We start from the raw sequence: 17,159 nt of genomic DNA, 5'->3' as shown, positions 1-17,159 counted from the left end.
TTATGCGGTTCAGATGCCTCATTGGACTGCATAATAAAAGGATAATAAAAAAAGGCTCTATGAAAAACCTCATCACTCCATTACTTGCAGCAATCTTGCTGCTAAATGGCTGTAGCCAAATACAGCAACCTCAACAGGATCAACCAACACCAGATAACTCCGTGCAAGCTAGTGTTAACAAGCCAAGAGAGACGGTTAAAAACGAAGCTAAAACGGTGGTTAAAACACCATATGACCCGCTCGCAACAGACGATTTATGGCTCCGTATTAAAGATCAGCTCAGCTTTGCTGATTCCAACGATAAGCGTGTAACACAACGGATTGATTGGTATCTCAGGCATCCAAACTATATGGACACCATCAGTGAGCGTGCAGCGCCGCTACTTTATTACTTAGTAGAAGAAGTCGAAAAGCGCGATATGCCAATAGAACTGGCATTGATGCCGTTAATTGAGAGCGACTTTAATACCCAAGCCTATTCTCACAAGCATGCTTCGGGTTTGTGGCAATTAACACCACTGATTGCGAAGCATTATGGTGCCAAGATCAACGCTTGGTATGACGGACGCCAAGATATCGTAGACTCGACTCGCGTCGCATTGGACTTTTTGCAATATCTCCACAAACGTTTTGATGGCGATTGGTATCATGCCATTGCCGCCTATAACACGGGTGAAGGTAGAGTGCTTGCGGCTATTGAACGTAATAAAAAAGCAGGTAAACCAACTGACTTTTTCCATTTGAAGCTACCACGTCAAACCAGACACTACGTACCAAAGCTACTTGCGGCATCACAGCTGTTAAAGCATGATTTGATGAAGTTTCCTAAGATCCCTAATCGCTCGCTAATCAGCGTTATTAAACTCGAACAGCAAGCCATTTTATCTGATCTCAAAGGCTGGAAAGAAGTCGAGGTATTAAATCCAGGATATGCACGTTTTCCTGCTTTACTCGGTGGTCCTGATCATATTGTCGTCCCCACCGCGCGCGTATCAGAGTGGCAAAATATGCTCACAGACTTACCAAAAATGCCCGCAGATACATGGCAACATTATACTATCCGACGTGGAGACTCTCTCAGCACTATTGCAAAACGCTATTCGCTAACCGTCGCCGAGTTAAAAGCCTTTAATCAATTAAAGAGTGACCGTATTCGTGCAGGGAAAAAGCTAATTTTGCCCATTTTGGCTGACAAACAACTGGACTATAAGATAAAACACGGCGATAGTTTATGGCGCATAGCTAAGCGATTTAATGTCAGTGTCGCTAAGCTAAAGCAATGGAACCAGCTATCAACAGATAGATTGAAAATTGGCGATACGTTACTGGTATTTCTGTCGCCTTAGGCCGTAGTGTCAGTTGGATAAATATGTCAGAACATAACAATAATAACTTACCCTCTGAAAATGTAGCCGAGTCGCAGGCAGCGAGGCCTGCTCGGCCACAGCCGCACAGCTCAAGACACTCAAGGGGCTCCTTTAAACTCTCTCGCTCTAAAATGAACACCATTTTAGCCCTATGTGCGATGTTTATTTCCGCAGCGTCGTTTTACGCCACCTATCTGCAAGCAAAGGCTGCTCAGGAGCAAGTTTCCGCAGCCGAAAAGCAGCTAAAAACGGAAACTTGGCCATGGCTTCAATTTAGCTATAGCAACTTTGATTTAGACTCCACTCAAGCAACCATTCGAGTCGATATTCGCAATTCGGGGACCGGACCTGCCATAATCCACTACATTAAGTACGAGCTTGATGGCGAAAATTACTTTGATGTTACCGAACTCATGGATGCATGTTGCAACCTCAATGCCTATCAAGCAGCGCTTAGCGATGCTCAAAACGAAGAGTCAAATATCAATTATCTAAAAAAGTTTGGTTGGTATGTTTCCAGTGCACCACAAAAGATATTACTAGCAGATGGTGATGATTTTAATATCTTTACCATGCCAAAAAGCAATTTTAATCGTGGATTATGGGACAAAATCGATGCCCATAAGTCGGTTTTTAAGGCAGAGGCCTGCTACTGTTCTATACTAAAACAGTGCTATACCACAAACGAAAAAGCAGTGATCACTGAGGTACCTAGTTGTTCAATGACACCGATAAATTCTATCAGCGAGTAATCACGCACCTCATGCAGTTTGAAGGTGAGGTGCTACATTTGTACCTAGATGTGAATGCCAATCCAACGATTGGTGTTGGCTTCCATATGCAAAGTGTTGAGCAGTTCTGCCAATTACCAATGCGAGATAGGCGCTCCAAACGCTCTGCAACATTGCAGCAAAAGCGCGATGAATATCGCAATATAAAGTACAAGCCAAGCGGCTATAAAGCTTCTTGGTATGCGCAATATACCGAGCTTACCTTGCCACCCAAGGCCTCTAAAAAGTACCTCATAGAGCAGATTAAAGAATTTGAGCAGCACTTAATCCATTTTCTTGCCAAGCAAGATGCTGGCAGCATTCCTTATCAGCTATTACCGACGCCCGCTAAGATTGCCCTGCTGGATATGGCTTATAACCTCGGTACCAGTAAGTTATTTTTGGCCTTTCCTAATTTGATTAAAGCCGTCAGTGCACAAGATTGGTACAGCGCAAGTAAAGAGTGTAGCCGTCTACATATTAGCCCAGCACGAAACGAAGCCACCAAAAAGCTATTCCTCAAGTGCGATAAATACAAACGCTATCAACTGACTTGGTTCGAAACTTTGGTTAAAAAGCTAAAGCGTTGGCTGTCTTAAGGTTCAGCAATTAAAGGTCAGTTCAGAAAAAAGGACTCAATAGGGTCATAAATCAAGCCACGCTCATTGCGGTGAGAATGATAGAGATGAAATTTCTTTACCGTCAGCGAAAAGGGCTCTATTGGCTTTGTCACAGTCGGCTCTGGCTTACAATTTCGAAATAGCGTGATATGTGGTGAGAACGGATGCGGGTTATGATAGAGGTCGCATTTTTCTCCAAAAGCCCGTAATGGATTGGCGAGATCAAGCAAAGCTTGTGGTTTTTGTTCGGGCTTTAAGTAAAAGATGCCATTGTGTTGCCAGTAGCCATAGTCACTAAAGGTGAGTGTAAATTTAGGCACAGATAAACTACTGGCAAAATCACAAAGCTCGGCAACTTTTGATTCTTCCACCATGGCAAGAAACGCCAGTGTAAGATGCCAATTACTTGGTTGTGTATTGGCTTTACTGGCACTCACGCTATCCACCAGCCACTGACCGATATGTGCTCGAGCGTCGTCATCCATGCCAATACCAAAAAATAATCGCTTTTGCATCTTACACCTTTACCTTAAGGCTTAATAAACTAAGGTTTAACTAACCGTTTCCCTACTAACGTTAGCATAACCCCAGCAGAGAAGCATAATAAGCCAACAAATTGCAACCAGGCGTTTTCTACACGCTCACTAAATTTAGGGCCTTGAAAACGATAGTGCCTTCTACCATCGGTTACCGATTCGGTATAAGCGCTCCCTTTATAGTCTGAGAAAAATACCGTTTTTTTGTCTAAACGTTTCGCCATGGCAAGCTTAACTTGCTCCACAAATTCAATATCGCTATTCTTACTATGAGGGACAAGAAGAAAGCGCCACTTTCTATATAGCTCGACGGGTTCACCAGCTTGCAATACACCCTGAGATTCATATTCAAACAGTTTTTCACTAAAAAATATCTGTTTGTAGCCACTCCAAAATAACCCGACACCAAGAGACACTAGCAAAATAGCCAATATCGCAAGTTGCTTATATTGCTTTTGTTTTGATTGTTGGTGTTGCTTATACCAATATTCGATGTCTGGTATTTGACTTAGTTCTTCACGCTTCCCTTGTGTTGAAAGGGTTTGCATACACTCATCTAAGGATAAATTCAGCGCCGCTAGTAACTTTCTAAATACCTCGTTAGAAGGCACAGACTTGTCGTTTTCTAGTTTAGATAAATAGCTTTGCTCAACACACATTTGCTCCGCTAACTGGGGTTGGCTCAAGCCTTTTTGTGTGCGGATCTGTTTTATAAAGTGTCCTAGTGTCATCACGGTCATCCTCGTTTATTGTTGTTGTGACCCGGCACATTCTTGGCAATTCCTTGATAAATACCAAGTTGAATATTCAGGAATAAGCATGAATATCATAGCATTACGAAATGTTCACGGTTTGAATTGGAGTTTTGAATAAAACGTATAATAAACAAGCCCACGTTCAGATCAATACAATGCCTTTTGGTGCAGCCGTGCGCGAAACTCACTAGGCGTGCACGCCTTCAACGCTTGAAAACGACGATTAAAGTTAGAAATATTATTGAAACCACATTGATCCGATATAACACTAATGGGAGAGGCTGAGCTAATTAATAGTTTACAGGCCTTGGCAATACGCAGCTGATTGATAAATTCCGTCACAGTACGCTCCGTGCGCTTTTTAAAGAAACGATGAAAGTGATTGGTGCTCATGTGCACTTGCTGTGCAAGCTCATCGGCGCTTAATTTGTCGGTGTAATTGTCATAGATATAGGCAATGACCCGGTCAAACTTGTCTTTCGCAGGATCATGGCGGGCGTCAAAGCGAAAACCGCTACTGGCTAAATGTTGATAATTCGATGTCGTCATCCGTGTTAACATTTCGAGCAAAAGCACAAAGCGCATTAACGGCTCAGCATCCGCAATTTGCTCGAACCACTTTTTCGCTTGTCTTGCGACTTCCACAGGAAATTTGACGCCACGGCGCGCTGCATTTAACAATTCAGATAAGCCATGTAATTCAGGATGCTGAGCCACTAAAGACTCCAACCAGTGCGCAGGTATTTGTGCAACATGGACAACGTGAGCGGAGTGATCCGGATTCGGTTTTGACTGCCAAGTATGTGGTAAGTCAGGCCCTAGGATAACCAAATCTAAGTCTTCATAAGGGGCGATATGATCACCCACATGACATACACCGACGCTGTTGAGCGTCAAACAGATCTCATATTCCGGATGATAGTGCCAATTAAAGGGAATTTCGGGCAATTGATACAGACAATAACGCCATGAGCATCCAGGGGATGGCAATACTTTCTCGTACATCGCGCGCATAGCAATTTCCTTTTACATTAATAAACTTATTTAAAATCGGTATGTTATAAGCTTTTATAACCACCGTTCATTACACCTAATTGCACATCATGCAAATTCAATCACTCAACAATACTAATCTATCGAAATATAGCGATTGCCTAGAGTACAGTGAAGTATTTTTGTCAAATTACTCTCATTTAAGCGTGAAAAGTATCACTAGTAGATAGAAATATACCGCTTAAAAAACACTCAAGGCGATACCCTAGCTTCTGCCAACAACAAATAGGAACAATGGGCAGAACAATGAAAACAACTAAGTTGAAGCAATTTAAATTGAATAAACTTGCCGCCATCGTGACAGCAAGTACCTTCTCACCCCTGTTACTCACCGCTGCACCATCAGCATTAGCCGAAGAACAAAGCGCAACAGAAAAAGTCGAAGTGATTGAAGTAAGAGGCATTCGCCGCTCGCTTGAAGCTTCAATGAACACCAAGCGCTTTGCAGACGGTATTGTTGATGCTATCACCTCGGAAGATATTGGTAAGTTTCCCGACAAAAACATTGGTGATGCGCTACAACGTATTTCAGGGGTCACGGTAGACCGCCAATATGGCGAAGTCAGCGGCGTTACTATTCGTGGTACCGCACCAGAGCAGTCGCGCATTTTGTTAAATGGCCAATCCGTTGCCAGTACCGACTGGTATGATTTGGGGCCATCCACACGTACTTTTAACATGGAGTTGTTGTCTGCAGAACAAGTTTCGGCAGTGAACGTCTACAAAACGCCTGAAGCAAACCTTGAAGAAGGTGCGTTGGGTGGTACAGTGAATCTTGTCACGCGTAAACCACTGGACCTAGATGCACACACTTACATGGTGTCAGCAGAAATGGGCCGCTCTACCTTGTATGATGAAAATGATTTAAGCGGATCGTTTTTAGGTAGTTGGAAGAGTGATGATGAAAAGTTTGGTGTTTTGGCCGCTTACTCTATTGAAAACCTGACTTCAGGCCGTCACGTTATTGAGTCCATAGGTGGCTACTATGAATATTTTGCGGCGGATCAAGATACCGGGCAAGCATCTACAGTGGGTGCTTGGGCAATCGGCTCACAAGCATTTAGAGCTGAGCGCGAGCGCACCAGCGCGCAACTTACCGCGCAATTTGCACCAAGCGATAACACCGAATTTGCGGTAGACTACTTTCGCTTTGAGTTTGACAACCCACATGTAAACCATAACTTCCTTACCGTAAGTGCCCGTGGTGCAGGTGCTATTGATGTACAAAACAACGCAGCGGGAGGCACTCAGCGTGCACGTATTTTGCCAGCTTACGCGAACATTATATACAACCCCACTGTTCGTAACGCCGTAAATATGGAAGTCGATGTCTTAAACTTCAGTGGTAAATACGTCGGTGATACTTTCGAGATTAGCGGTGTTATTGGTCGATCAACATCTGATGGTGGTACACAGTTTGGTTCCTCAAGTTGGTGGATCCCGGCAACAGATGAGGGTGGAAAAATTGGCGATCCAGCCTTCCCTAACGGTCAAAATAGTACCGATGGTGGCTTTACTTATGATGCATCCGGCCCTTATCAAATTTGGTTTGACTCGTTAGATCCGACCGATGCCTCCCAGCTCAAATTTGCTCATGAATCAAACTTCCAAACGACAGTTCAAGAGCATGAAGTAAGTTATGCACAAGCCGATATCAAATGGATGCTAGAGCATGATTACTTCAAGAACATCAAAGCGGGTGTGAAAGTAAACAAAAACGAATTTTCACGTATCGCACTCCAAAGAAATCCAGCAGATGTAATTGGTTTTGTTCCTGATGGTAATAGCTTAGCTAATTGGAGTGATGGTATTTTTACCAATCTTCATTCGCAAACAGGCGGACATATTCTTAACTCATACGCCAAGCTCGATGAAGAGAAATGGTGGGATTTTATCACTGGCAAGTATGAGGCGGGTGAATTAATCGAGCAGCAAGATTTTGGTAAAACCTACAATGTCGAAGAAGATATGCTCGCTATCTATGTGCAAAGTGAATTCAGCGGTGAAAACTTCCGCGGTAATATCGGCTTACGCTATGTGGATACAGAACAACAGTCCAGCGGTTATGTTGATAACATGGTTTTCGATGAAACGGTTGGCTACGACAACTGGCTACCGAGCATCAACTTCGCTTATGACTACAGCGACGATATTATCATCCGTGCGGCCGCCTCTAGCGTGATGTCTCGAGTTAACTACAACGACTTAAAGCCAGGTCTAGCGATTGATGCCAACTTTGGCTCTGCCACCGGTGGTAACCCGAATCTTAAACCATATGAAGCAGACCAAGCGGATATTGGCGTCGAATATTACTTTACCGAGGCTTCCTTGTTCTCAGCAGCCGTTTTTGTGAAGAAAATTGACAACGTTGTCTTTTCTACCGAAGCGATCGAATATGTAGACGGATGCGGTACTGACCCTTCTAAATATGATCAATGCCGAGTCACACGCCCACGTAGTAACGGAGACGGTGACGTAACAGGGATAGAACTGCAGCTTCAACATAGCTTTGATAATGGCTTCGGCTTTATTACTAACTACACCTACGTGGATAGTGAAACCACCACACCAGATAATGCAAAAGAAATGGTGCCGGGAGTATCTGAAAACTCATTCAACGGCTCGCTATTTTTCGAAAACGAGCAATTTAGTGCACGTATCGCTTATAACTGGCGTAGTGAATGGATTGGCGTCGGTGCAGCACAAGCGGTGCGCAACGATAGCTACCAACAATGGGATGCATCTTTGGTGTGGCATGCAATGGAAAATCTGGATGTCAGCTTAGAGGGGGTAAACCTGACCAATGAGGTTATTCAATCTTACGACACCAACTACAACTTGACGCAGAACACCATTGAATTTGGTACGCGTTATTACCTTGGCGTCAGCTATAAGTTCTAACCTCGGAGCCCCAGTTGCTTGCGGCTGGGGTCATTTGCCTATGAAAACTCATTTGCCTATGAAAACAATACAGTCACTCACCATCCTTGGTGGCGGTACCGCCGGTTGGATGTGCGCAGCCTACCTTGCTAAGCATCAACCCAATTTATCGGTCACGGTGATTGAGTCATCGAGTATTGGCAGAATTGGCGTTGGCGAAGGCTCAACGCCACATTTGCAGCTTTTTATGCAAAGTCTTGGTGTGAAAGAACGCGATTGGATGCCCGCATGCCAAGCAAGCTATAAAACCGGGATCTACTTTGATAACTGGAATGGCGACAATGGTAGCTACTTCCATCCTTTCTTCTCTGAAATGGATGCCAAAACAGCGGAAGTCTACTTTGTCAACGCCAACGCCAGACGTCGTGGTAACGAATATATAGATAAGCCCGAACATTACTTTTTAGCGGCAGTACTGGCCGGCAAGCAACAAGCACCATTGCCACAGCGTCCATTACCAAGGGCGCTTGAGTACGGCTATCACTTTGATGCGCAAAAACTTGCGGATTGGTTAAGAGCATTTAGCCTAGCGCGAGGCGTAAAACATATTCAAAGTACGGTGAGTAGCGTACAGCATCATGCACGGGAAATTATGGCACTGACACTTGAGTCGGGTGAGCAGGTGAAAAGCGATTTTTACGTCGATGCCTCAGGGTTTAACGCCCTACTGATAGAGAAAACGCTCGAAGTACCCTTTATTTCCTTCGCCGATCAGTTACTCAATGATTCAGCGGTCGCGATTGCTGGCGCTAAAACAAACCCGCTACCTTCAAGCACTTCTGCTATCGCGATGCCGTGCGGCTGGCGCTGGCAGATCCCGCTACAAGGCAGAACCGGACATGGTTACGTATACAGCAGCGCTCATAACACCCCCGAAGAGGCTGAGGCTCAACTGCGTCAAGCCGCGCAACTCGATAAAGGACAAGCCAAACATCTCACCATGAAAGTAGGCATGATGGCACGCAGTGTTGAAGGCAATGTGTTTGCTATTGGCCTCGCGCAGAGCTTTATTGAACCACTCGAAGCCACCGCGCTGATGGTCACAGGTTATAGCATTGAGTTATTGAGTAGGCTGCTTTCGCAACAGCTTGAGGCACAAGCCATCAATCAACAACTGTCAGAACTGGTGCTCGGTATTAAAGAGTATGTACTGGCACATTACGCCACCAGCAAGCGCGCAGATTCACCGTATTGGCAAGATGCGAAAGTCGCAGCACTGAGCTTAAGCGAGCTCGATGAGCTGCTCACACACTGGCGTAGCGGTGCTGATTTTGATGCTTGGCTCAACCAACACAAGAAGCACTCTCCCTATATTCGTCCCAGTTGGTATTGCTTACTCGGCGGTATGGATCATCGCGATAGCGCCTGCCAAATACCCTTTGATCAAGCACCACAGCATATCGAACAGGCGGCCAAGGCCTATCTAACGAAGCTTAGTGATGAGCATTTTACTGCCCATACAACTGCACTGGAACAATTACAGCGAGCACAAGCACTCCGTGCATAACCCAATTGCGGGTGGTGGTGAGATTCCCCTTGATCTTTTTGTTTGTCTGCCCACAAGCGAGATCGCGACGCCATCACCCGCTCTCTAATGAAGGTGGAAATACAACATGAAAAAAAGCTACCTAGTGATTGCCTTAGTATTGGCAACCTTTTTTACGGTGTCCTTTATCACCAATATTTTAGGCGCGATTTTTCCAGCATTAATAGAAAGTTACAGCATAGGTCTAACGCTCGCGGGGTTTTTCCCGTTCGCCTTTTTTATCGCTTACGGTGTGATGTCTATTCCAGCGGGACTGCTAGTTCAGCGTTTTGGAGAAAAAACCGTTATGCAGCTCGCATTTACCCTTGCTGCAATTGGCGCAACGACCTTTGTGCTAATGCCAACGTTTGCCATTGCCATGGTTGCGTTGTTTATGCTCGGCTGTGCCATGGCATTACTGCAAGTGGCTATCAATCCACTATTACGCGCTAGCGGTGGTTCAGAACACTTTGCCGTGCTTTCGGTGTTTGCGCAGTTGATGTTTGGTGCTGCCGCAACACTCGCGCCACTGGTGTATAGCAAACTACAGTCTCAAGTCGCCACCGCAGAGGGATTTGGCGGAGCGCTGTCTGGTGTTATCCCAGCAGATAAAACCTGGCTAAGTATCTATGCGGTATTCGCTGCCCTAAGCGTCATGATGCTATTACTCTCGCAATTTACGCCATTTAGCGCGGTACCGGAGCAGAAAAAGCAGCAGCTGAGCTGGTCACAAAGTATCGGTTTTTTTAAAGATAGAACCGTATTGAAATTTTTTGCCGCCATCGCCGCTTATGTCGCACTAGAACAAGGTGTAGCTAACCTGATTTCCGTCTTTTTGCAGCAGAATCATGGCCTAGATCCAACCAACGAAGGCGCAAAAGTGGTGAGCGAATTCTGGTTATGCTTAACCTTAGGCTGTTTACTTGGACTGGCACTACTTAAACTCATTGATGCGCAAAAGCTTTTGATCTTATTCAGCTCTGGCGCCGCTATCGCACTGCTAAGTGCGTTATTCGGTAGCACTACCGTGGCGCTTGTTGCCTTTCCAATTGTGGGATTTTTCCTCTCCATTATGTGGTCGGTCATCTTTGCTCTGGCATTAAATTCATTCAAAACCGGCCATGGCGCAATCACAGGGATTTTATGCACCGGGATCATTGGCGGTGCTTTTATGTCTCCCATCATAGGTTTTGCGGCTGAATTGAGTAACAACTTACAACTTGCTGCCCTGCTGTTACTACTGCCACTTAGCTATATTCTGAGTGTTGGTGTATGGGCTAATCCTTTGATTAAAAATAAAACTTTTGGCAATAGTCAAAAGATGCTGTCTCAACCTTTAAATGAAAATAGTTAAATTACGATGAATCACTCTTTGTTATGTATTGACTTGGGAGGCACCAAAGCGCTTGTGGCTTCGGTTGCCCACACTCAGGTCGAGCAGGTACGCCAATATGCGGTGCCTAGTCAGGCCAACTTGAACCAAGTTAATGCCTTTGTTATTCGTTTAATCGAAGAAAACCTAACGGCCGAAACAACCGGTATTGCGATTGGCGTACCAAGCACACTGGATGTATACAGCGGCACGGTGCTGACAACACAAAATATTCCAAATTGGCAAAATGTGCCTCTGAAGGGATTGTTAGAACAGCGCTTTTCATTGCCAGTTGTCGTCCATAATGACGCAAACTGCTTTGCATTTGGTGAATACTTATATGGTGAGCACCATGCCAACAACCTAATTGGCGTATGCCTTGGCACAGGCATTGGTGCCGGTTTTGTGTTTAACGGTAATTTATATACGGGTAACCATAGTGCTGCAGGAGAGCTAGGCAACTTAAGCTATCTTGATGGAATTATTGAAGATTATGCGTCAGGACAGTTCTTTGGGCGACAAGGAATTGAAGGGAGGTGGTTGGCCGAGCAAGCGCGCAGTGGCGACCCATTTGCACTACAACAATTTGAGACTTTTGGCAGTCACGTTGGTCATGCACTCGCGCAAGTAGTCATGGTGCTGAATCCAGATGTCATTGTACTTGGCGGCTCCGTGACGCATTCATATGACTATTTTAACGCTGCGCTTGAAGCCAAGATGCAGCAGTTGCTTGGCAATGCTTTATATCAATCCGTTCGTGTCATTCCAAGCACCTTAAATCACGCGCCACTTTTAGGGGCATACGGATTGTTTCAACACAATAAAATTAACCATGATTACAAGGAACTAGCCAATGAAGTTTAATCGGCTTATGGCCCTACTTTTTGGGGTGTCGTCACCCCTTTATGCGCTCGACCAAACCGCTGTAAACTGGTTGGGCCAAAATCTTGATGTAAAGTACACCTTGCTTGATAGCAAGCCAAGCACCTGCCCCAAGGCACAGCAAAAGTGTTATTACTCAGAGCTGAGTTTTAGCGTAGCTACAGAAAATACCAAGGCAAATAATGACTTTGCTATCTTTTTTAGCCAACTGATGCCGATTTACCATGTTGAGGGCGATAACTTTGCCATCACCCATATCAATGGTGATATTCACAAAATCACGCCTGCAGCAGGGTTTAGTGGGTTTTCAAGTACTCCCACTACCGTGCGCTTTTATACCAAGGACTCTCAGGTTACACGCTCGGAGTTTATGCCAAATTATGTTGTAACGGACGCGCAGCTTAAGCTCACCCCACAAGTGATCAAAAGCACGCAAACTCAGCGCGATAACGACACAGGACTTGAGCTACAACCTTATCTGACGCCATTTGATACGCTCAACCAGCTGCAAACCAGCAGTAAAGATGACACCCCGTGGATGGGCAGCGAATACTTATATCAACATCAAGTGAGGCCAACACTTGATGCTGCAATTGGGCTGATACCAAAACCTAAACAACTGACTGTGCTGTCCGATAAACGACTCAATCTAGCAGCCGGAATTAATCTGCAACTTTCAGGTACTTCAGCTGATGCTATCGCCATGGCACAACAGCGACTCAATACCCTTGGGGTAAAAAGCACCAAGGAGGGGCTTGTAGTTAATGTCGCTGTAAAGCCAAATAAACAATCAAGTCCACATTATCAACTGACAGTCGCTGAAAATAATATCTCAATCCAAGCCAATAACAGCGCCGCTGCATTTTATGCGCTACAAAGCCTTGCAGGACTGTTGGATATTAATGATTTGAGTATTCCCATGGTGGATATTATTGATACACCAAGGTATGACTTTCGTGGTTTACACGTCGATGTTGCCCGCAACTTCCGCTCCAAAGCCTTTATTTTACAAACCATTGAACAGATGGCGGCATATAAGCTAAATAAACTGCACCTTCATTTAGCGGATGATGAAGGCTGGCGCTTAGCCATCGACGGTCTTGACGAACTCACCTCTGTCGGCGCTTATCGCTGCTTTGATTTGACCGAAACTCGCTGCCTATTGCCGCAATTAGGTGCTGGGAATGATAAAAACGCGCAAGTAAATGGCTTTTACTCTGCAGAGGATTATATTGAGATCCTGCGCTATGCCAAGGCGCATCATATCGAGGTGTTACCCTCATTAGATATGCCTGGTCACTCACGTGCTGCAATCATCGCCATGGAGGCGCGATATAAAAAGCTGATGGCACAAGGCAAACCAGAGGATGCACAGCAGTACCGGTTAGTAGAAGCTGCTGACAAGACGCGTTATAGCTCCATTCAACATTACAACGACAACACGCTAAATGTCTGTATTGCAAACACTTACACCTTTATCGACAAAGTATTAAGCGAAGTAAAAGTGCTGCATGACCGTGCAGGTGTACCACTCAACACTTACCATATAGGTGCAGATGAAACCGCAGGTGCTTGGCTAGAGTCGCCGGCTTGTAAAAAATTGCAGGCAAGCGTGAAAGATTTTACCAACTTTAACGGTTACTTCATTGAACGGATCGCAAAGTTACTTGATAAAAAAGGAATACAGGTTGCAGGGTGGAGCGACGGTTTAGGTGATGTACGTGCTGCAAATATGCCAGCAAACGTACAGAGCAATGCTTGGGCGACGTTAAGCGAAAACGGGCACGCGGTCGCGCATCGCTTCGCCAATCAGGGCTGGCAGGTTGTCTTGTCTAGCCCTGATGTAACCTACTTTGACTTTCCATATCAATCTCACCCAGAAGAGCGTGGTAATCACTGGGCAAGTCGCGCGATCGAAAGCAAAAAGATGTTTGAATTTATGCCAGACAACCTCCCTGCGCATGCAGAGATCTGGAAAAATACCAATCACCACGCCTACATAGCTAACGACAGCGACTCATCACTAAACAAAGGGGTTAAGTTTGCAGGGCTCCAAGGGCACTTATGGAGTGAAATGCTGCGCAGTGATGCACAAGCCGAATACATGCTGTATCCACGGTTATTGGCCCTTGCAGAGCGAGCGTGGCACCACGCTGAGTGGGAGCTACCGTACCAAGCTGGTCGTATATACAGCCAATCTAGTGGATATTTTACGGCTAAGTTACAGGCACAACGTGAGGCTGATTGGCAACGATTCGTGGCTATTTTGGGCCTTCAAGAGCTGCCTAAATTAGCACAAGCCGGAATTGAGTTTCGCATTCCCGTTGTCGCCGCAAAACAGCTCTCTGGAGCAAAGCTCGACGCTTTTACCGCCATTCCGGGTTTTGTTATCGAAGCACAGCTTGAAAACGGCAACTGGGTGCCCTTCAATACCTCACTTAATCAAGTACAGGCGCTCAGAGCGGTGCACCCAAGCTCGGGTCGCAAAGGACGAGCTTTGAGCTTAGAGAAAAATAACGAATAAGAATGACATGATGCCAAGTCCTACTTAGCTCTTAGCATCTCTATCACCGTTATCAAGCGCAAAAGAAATATTGATAAAATATGATTAATAGCAAAATGTTGAAAAAGTGAGCAATATGTTTTAGCTTGGTTGCTGTGTTACTTTTTTGTTCATTAAAGAACAAATCAGATGACATAACTACAATATAATGAGCTCAATCAGAGCCTATAATTTAGAAGGAATACTGAAATGAAATTATCGTTAAACAAGAAGAAAATCAAAGCTCTATCAGCTGATAAGCAAACTGTACCAGCAGTAATGACTCCACAAGTTGCAGGCGGCGCGCTTCGTTTCAGCCAAGACCGGCTGACGCATTGTATGGCCAATACGTGTGGTCGCCACACTTGCCCTGATATTTACTAATCGAGAGTAAATAACACAGTTCAGTGCCTCATTAGAGGCACTTTAAGGATTACTTAAATTTAACCTCTTTCTCACTTTTCGTGTAAACACGCGACTCTGGTTGAGTCCACTCGCCATTTTTCAAATATTGTGTCGACACCGTAAATTGACCACTCTCAAATTTACTGGTTGATTTCACCTTTGTGATGCCATCTTTGTTATTAATGACATCTTCGTATGCCACGAACTCGGTCTGGCTCAGGACTTCCATCGTTCCTTGGGTATAAAACCCTGCCGTCGTAAAATAGTAAAACACTAAACTATTTTTACTTTTATCCCAGAAAATTAATGACTCTCCGCCGTACATACCATCGTTGATTGAATGTAAGGTACGAACAGCCGTGCCATTTAAAGCCCGTTCCCAGTGACTGATATCCTGCATCTTTGGTTTACCTGAAGGCACGTCAAAGTCCGATTGCCAAGTGCCGAGATAAGGTGTAAACACCGAGAGTTCTTCATTTAATTTTTCATTAGCCCAAGATAGCGTACTGAATACCATCAATATGGCAAGCCCGAATTTTTTCATCATTTTTATTTCCGTTGATTGTGTCTCACACAGTATAAATCCTCATGCGTAGGTTGCGTACTTAAGGTGAGTCAGTCCCCCCCGTTGGTAAAAAAACATTGCGAATACACAATTAATACACATTTTAAAACAACAATTATACAACAAATTAATATTATAACTGCAATAGGGAAAGCGGGGAACGTTACCCTGTCTAGAGTAGTTGTTGCAGCACCAACACCAACAAGGAACAACGAACATGCTTGATTATCTTATCATTGGCGCAGGCCCTGCAGGAGTCCAAACCGCTTACCACCTAAAACAAAGTGGCTTGTCCTACCTCATGTTGGAGTCAGGTCAGCGCGCTGGGTGTTTTTTTGAAACATTCCCAATTCACCGGAAACTGATTTCAATTAATAAAGTATTTACCGGCTCAACAAACCCTGAATTCAACTTAAGACACGATTGGAACTCCATTTTAACTGATGACTACAGCCTTAACTTTTCCAGTTTTGATCGAGACTTTTTCCCAAGTGCTGATAACTTAGTCAAATACCTCAACCATTATGTTGACAAAAATCAGCTAAGTGTTGCTTATAACCAGCGTGTTAAGTCCGTCGAAAAGATTGCCGATCACTTCGTGGTGACCACAACTCATAATGAACAATATACAGCAGCCCGTGTCATTGTCAGCACAGGCGTCCCTAAGCCGTATATCCCGAAGATCGAAGGAATAGAGCTGGTTACACAGTACTCGGACTTAAATATTGATTTGACACCATTTGAAAACAAACGCGTACTTGTTATCGGTAAAGGAAACTCTGCTTTCGAGACGGCTGATCACCTTATTCCTGTCACCAGTCTGATTCACGTTTGTAGTCCAAATCCTTTAGATATGGCATGGAAGACCCACTATGTTGGCGACCTACGTGCAGTAAACAACAATATTTTAGACACTTATCAACTGAAGTCGCAAAACGCTATCTTAGACGCCGACATTAAGCGTATTGAGAAACAAGACAACCGCTTTATCGTGCACTTTAGTTATGCTCATGCTAATGGTGAGCAAGAAACCATAGAATATGACGAGATTATTTGCTGTACTGGATTTGCCATGGACAGCAGTATTTTTGCCGATAGTGCAAAACCAGATCTCATGATTGAAGGCCGCTTCCCATCTCTAGATTGCAGCTTTGAATCCATCAATGTAAAAGGCCTTTATTTCGCTGGCACGCTGACACAATCCACCAAATATCGTAAGTCGACCTCAGGCTTTATTCACGGCTTTAGATACAATAGCCGCGCCTTAGTCGAGATGCTAAAGCAAAAGCATCATGATACTACGCTTGCATGCGACCAACACTTAGGTACGCCAGAAGCAATCGGCAGTGCAATCCTCAGCCGTATCAACGAGACAAGCGCGCTATGGCAGCAACATGGCTTCATGGTGGATGCAATTACGGTATCAAAGAGCGGTATGGCACAATATTATAAGCACCTGCCGAGTCCGTACCTCCATGCTCATCTAGGTGATCACTATCATTTGCAGATAGCATTAGACTTTGGTGCGCCCATTGAAGGCGACCCGTTCAATCAGGTTCGAGTGCATAAAGACAATGCGACTGACGCGGAGTTAAGTAAATTCTTACACCCTATCATTGAACTTTGCTATCAGGGTGAAGTAATAGAAACTCATCATATTATTGAGGACTTAGAAGCCGACTGGACCGACGTAGAAGCGCACGTTAAGCCACTTCAACATTTTATTGAGCGAGTATTACCAAAGCTTGCTGGTGATAAAGTGCAAAATAAAGTGTCAGCATAACTCATAAATGGAAAAGGTTGGCAACCAAGCCAACCTTTCCATCC

The 17,159-nt window shown here is 44.7% G+C and carries 14 protein-coding genes; 10 read left to right on the top strand and 4 right to left on the bottom strand.

Annotation, left to right across the window (positions count from 1 at the left end; genetic code table 11):
- Positions 1-59: 59 nt before the first annotated feature.
- The 3 genes from CWC03_RS05155 to CWC03_RS05145 are packed head-to-tail and all read left to right on the top strand — an operon-like array spanning position 60 to position 2,736.
- Positions 60-1,346: a LysM peptidoglycan-binding domain-containing protein gene (locus CWC03_RS05155; protein WP_138580842.1), complete on the top strand. Its 1,287-nt coding sequence runs from the start codon at positions 60-62 to the stop codon at positions 1,344-1,346.
- Positions 1,347-1,369: 23 nt separating this feature from the next.
- Entirely contained in the window at positions 1,370-2,119 is a 750-nt protein-coding gene (locus CWC03_RS05150; RefSeq protein ID WP_138580841.1) for a hypothetical protein, read from the top strand.
- Entirely contained in the window at positions 2,083-2,736 is a 654-nt protein-coding gene (locus tag CWC03_RS05145) for a lysozyme family protein (protein ID WP_249313951.1), read from the top strand. The genes CWC03_RS05150 and CWC03_RS05145 overlap by 37 nt, the downstream gene beginning before the upstream one ends.
- 17 nt (positions 2,737-2,753) lie before the next feature.
- Here the strand turns inward: CWC03_RS05145 and thpR are convergent, their stop codons facing one another.
- From thpR to CWC03_RS05130, 3 genes are all read right to left on the bottom strand, one after another.
- Positions 2,754-3,272 carry an RNA 2',3'-cyclic phosphodiesterase gene (thpR, locus tag CWC03_RS05140; RefSeq protein ID WP_138580840.1) on the bottom strand — a complete coding sequence of 173 codons (519 nt, stop codon included), beginning with the start codon at positions 3,270-3,272 and terminating at the stop codon, positions 2,754-2,756.
- Between the two features lie 29 nt (positions 3,273-3,301).
- Positions 3,302-4,024, bottom strand: a complete 723-nt coding sequence (locus CWC03_RS05135) for a helix-turn-helix domain-containing protein (RefSeq protein WP_138580839.1) — start codon at positions 4,022-4,024, stop codon at positions 3,302-3,304.
- Between the two features lie 171 nt (positions 4,025-4,195).
- On the bottom strand, positions 4,196-5,062 hold the full coding sequence (locus CWC03_RS05130) for a helix-turn-helix domain-containing protein (protein WP_010377630.1): 867 nt from the start codon (positions 5,060-5,062) through the stop codon (positions 4,196-4,198).
- A gap of 285 nt (positions 5,063-5,347) precedes the next feature.
- On the opposite strand from CWC03_RS05130, the gene CWC03_RS05125 reads away from it, so the two are divergent.
- The 6 genes from CWC03_RS05125 to CWC03_RS23400 all read left to right on the top strand — a co-directional run bounded on the left by CWC03_RS05125 (position 5,348) and on the right by CWC03_RS23400 (position 14,746).
- Entirely contained in the window at positions 5,348-8,002 is a 2,655-nt protein-coding gene (locus CWC03_RS05125; protein ID WP_138580838.1) for a TonB-dependent receptor, read from the top strand.
- 58 nt (positions 8,003-8,060) lie between these two features.
- Positions 8,061-9,548 carry a tryptophan halogenase family protein gene (locus CWC03_RS05120; RefSeq protein ID WP_249313950.1) on the top strand — a complete coding sequence of 496 codons (1,488 nt, stop codon included), beginning with the start codon at positions 8,061-8,063 and terminating at the stop codon, positions 9,546-9,548.
- Between the two features lie 106 nt (positions 9,549-9,654).
- Positions 9,655-10,920, top strand: a complete 1,266-nt coding sequence (locus CWC03_RS05115) for an MFS transporter (RefSeq protein ID WP_138580836.1) — start codon at positions 9,655-9,657, stop codon at positions 10,918-10,920.
- A gap of 6 nt (positions 10,921-10,926) precedes the next feature.
- The gene (locus CWC03_RS05110; RefSeq protein ID WP_138580835.1) at positions 10,927-11,802 is read left to right on the top strand and encodes an ROK family protein; all 876 of its coding nucleotides are present in this window, start codon (positions 10,927-10,929) and stop codon (positions 11,800-11,802) included.
- Positions 11,792-14,344 (top strand): family 20 glycosylhydrolase, encoded by a 2,553-nt coding sequence (locus tag CWC03_RS05105; protein WP_138580834.1) that lies wholly within the window; start codon positions 11,792-11,794, stop codon positions 14,342-14,344. Before CWC03_RS05110 ends, CWC03_RS05105 begins: the two co-directional genes overlap by 11 nt.
- A 228-nt stretch (positions 14,345-14,572) precedes the next feature.
- Positions 14,573-14,746 (top strand): hypothetical protein, encoded by a 174-nt coding sequence (locus CWC03_RS23400; protein ID WP_171040206.1) that lies wholly within the window; start codon positions 14,573-14,575, stop codon positions 14,744-14,746.
- A 49-nt stretch (positions 14,747-14,795) separates the two neighbouring features.
- On the opposite strand, the gene CWC03_RS05100 is transcribed toward CWC03_RS23400, so the two are convergent.
- Positions 14,796-15,314, bottom strand: coding sequence for a hypothetical protein (locus CWC03_RS05100; protein WP_138580833.1), 519 nt, complete (start codon positions 15,312-15,314; stop codon positions 14,796-14,798).
- Positions 15,315-15,549: 235 nt separating this feature from the next.
- On the opposite strand from CWC03_RS05100, the gene CWC03_RS05095 reads away from it, so the two are divergent.
- Positions 15,550-17,115: an NAD(P)-binding domain-containing protein gene (locus CWC03_RS05095; RefSeq protein ID WP_138580832.1), complete on the top strand. Its 1,566-nt coding sequence runs from the start codon at positions 15,550-15,552 to the stop codon at positions 17,113-17,115.
- The last annotated feature ends 44 nt before the right edge of the window (positions 17,116-17,159 follow it).

This window comes from Pseudoalteromonas sp. S2755, from assembly GCF_005886535.1.
Lineage (GTDB): Bacteria > Pseudomonadota > Gammaproteobacteria > Enterobacterales > Alteromonadaceae > Pseudoalteromonas.
Note: the sequence above shows the minus strand (reverse complement) of the source record. Positions and strands in the feature narration are given on the sequence as shown.

Coding starts and splice junctions, on each gene's coding strand:
- CWC03_RS23400 (WP_171040206.1), top strand. CDS start 14,573: ATGAAATTATCGTTAAACAAGAAGAAAATCAAAGCTCTATCAGCTGAT.
- CWC03_RS05095 (WP_138580832.1), top strand. CDS start 15,550: ATGCTTGATTATCTTATCATTGGCGCAGGCCCTGCAGGAGTCCAAACC.
- thpR (WP_138580840.1), bottom strand. CDS start 3,272: ATGCAAAAGCGATTATTTTTTGGTATTGGCATGGATGACGACGCTCGA.
- CWC03_RS05115 (WP_138580836.1), top strand. CDS start 9,655: ATGAAAAAAAGCTACCTAGTGATTGCCTTAGTATTGGCAACCTTTTTT.
- CWC03_RS05105 (WP_138580834.1), top strand. CDS start 11,792: ATGAAGTTTAATCGGCTTATGGCCCTACTTTTTGGGGTGTCGTCACCC.
- CWC03_RS05125 (WP_138580838.1), top strand. CDS start 5,348: ATGAAAACAACTAAGTTGAAGCAATTTAAATTGAATAAACTTGCCGCC.
- CWC03_RS05135 (WP_138580839.1), bottom strand. CDS start 4,024: ATGACACTAGGACACTTTATAAAACAGATCCGCACACAAAAAGGCTTG.
- CWC03_RS05155 (WP_138580842.1), top strand. CDS start 60: ATGAAAAACCTCATCACTCCATTACTTGCAGCAATCTTGCTGCTAAAT.
- CWC03_RS05110 (WP_138580835.1), top strand. CDS start 10,927: ATGAATCACTCTTTGTTATGTATTGACTTGGGAGGCACCAAAGCGCTT.
- CWC03_RS05130 (WP_010377630.1), bottom strand. CDS start 5,062: ATGCGCGCGATGTACGAGAAAGTATTGCCATCCCCTGGATGCTCATGG.
- CWC03_RS05100 (WP_138580833.1), bottom strand. CDS start 15,314: ATGATGAAAAAATTCGGGCTTGCCATATTGATGGTATTCAGTACGCTA.
- CWC03_RS05120 (WP_249313950.1), top strand. CDS start 8,061: ATGAAAACAATACAGTCACTCACCATCCTTGGTGGCGGTACCGCCGGT.
- CWC03_RS05150 (WP_138580841.1), top strand. CDS start 1,370: ATGTCAGAACATAACAATAATAACTTACCCTCTGAAAATGTAGCCGAG.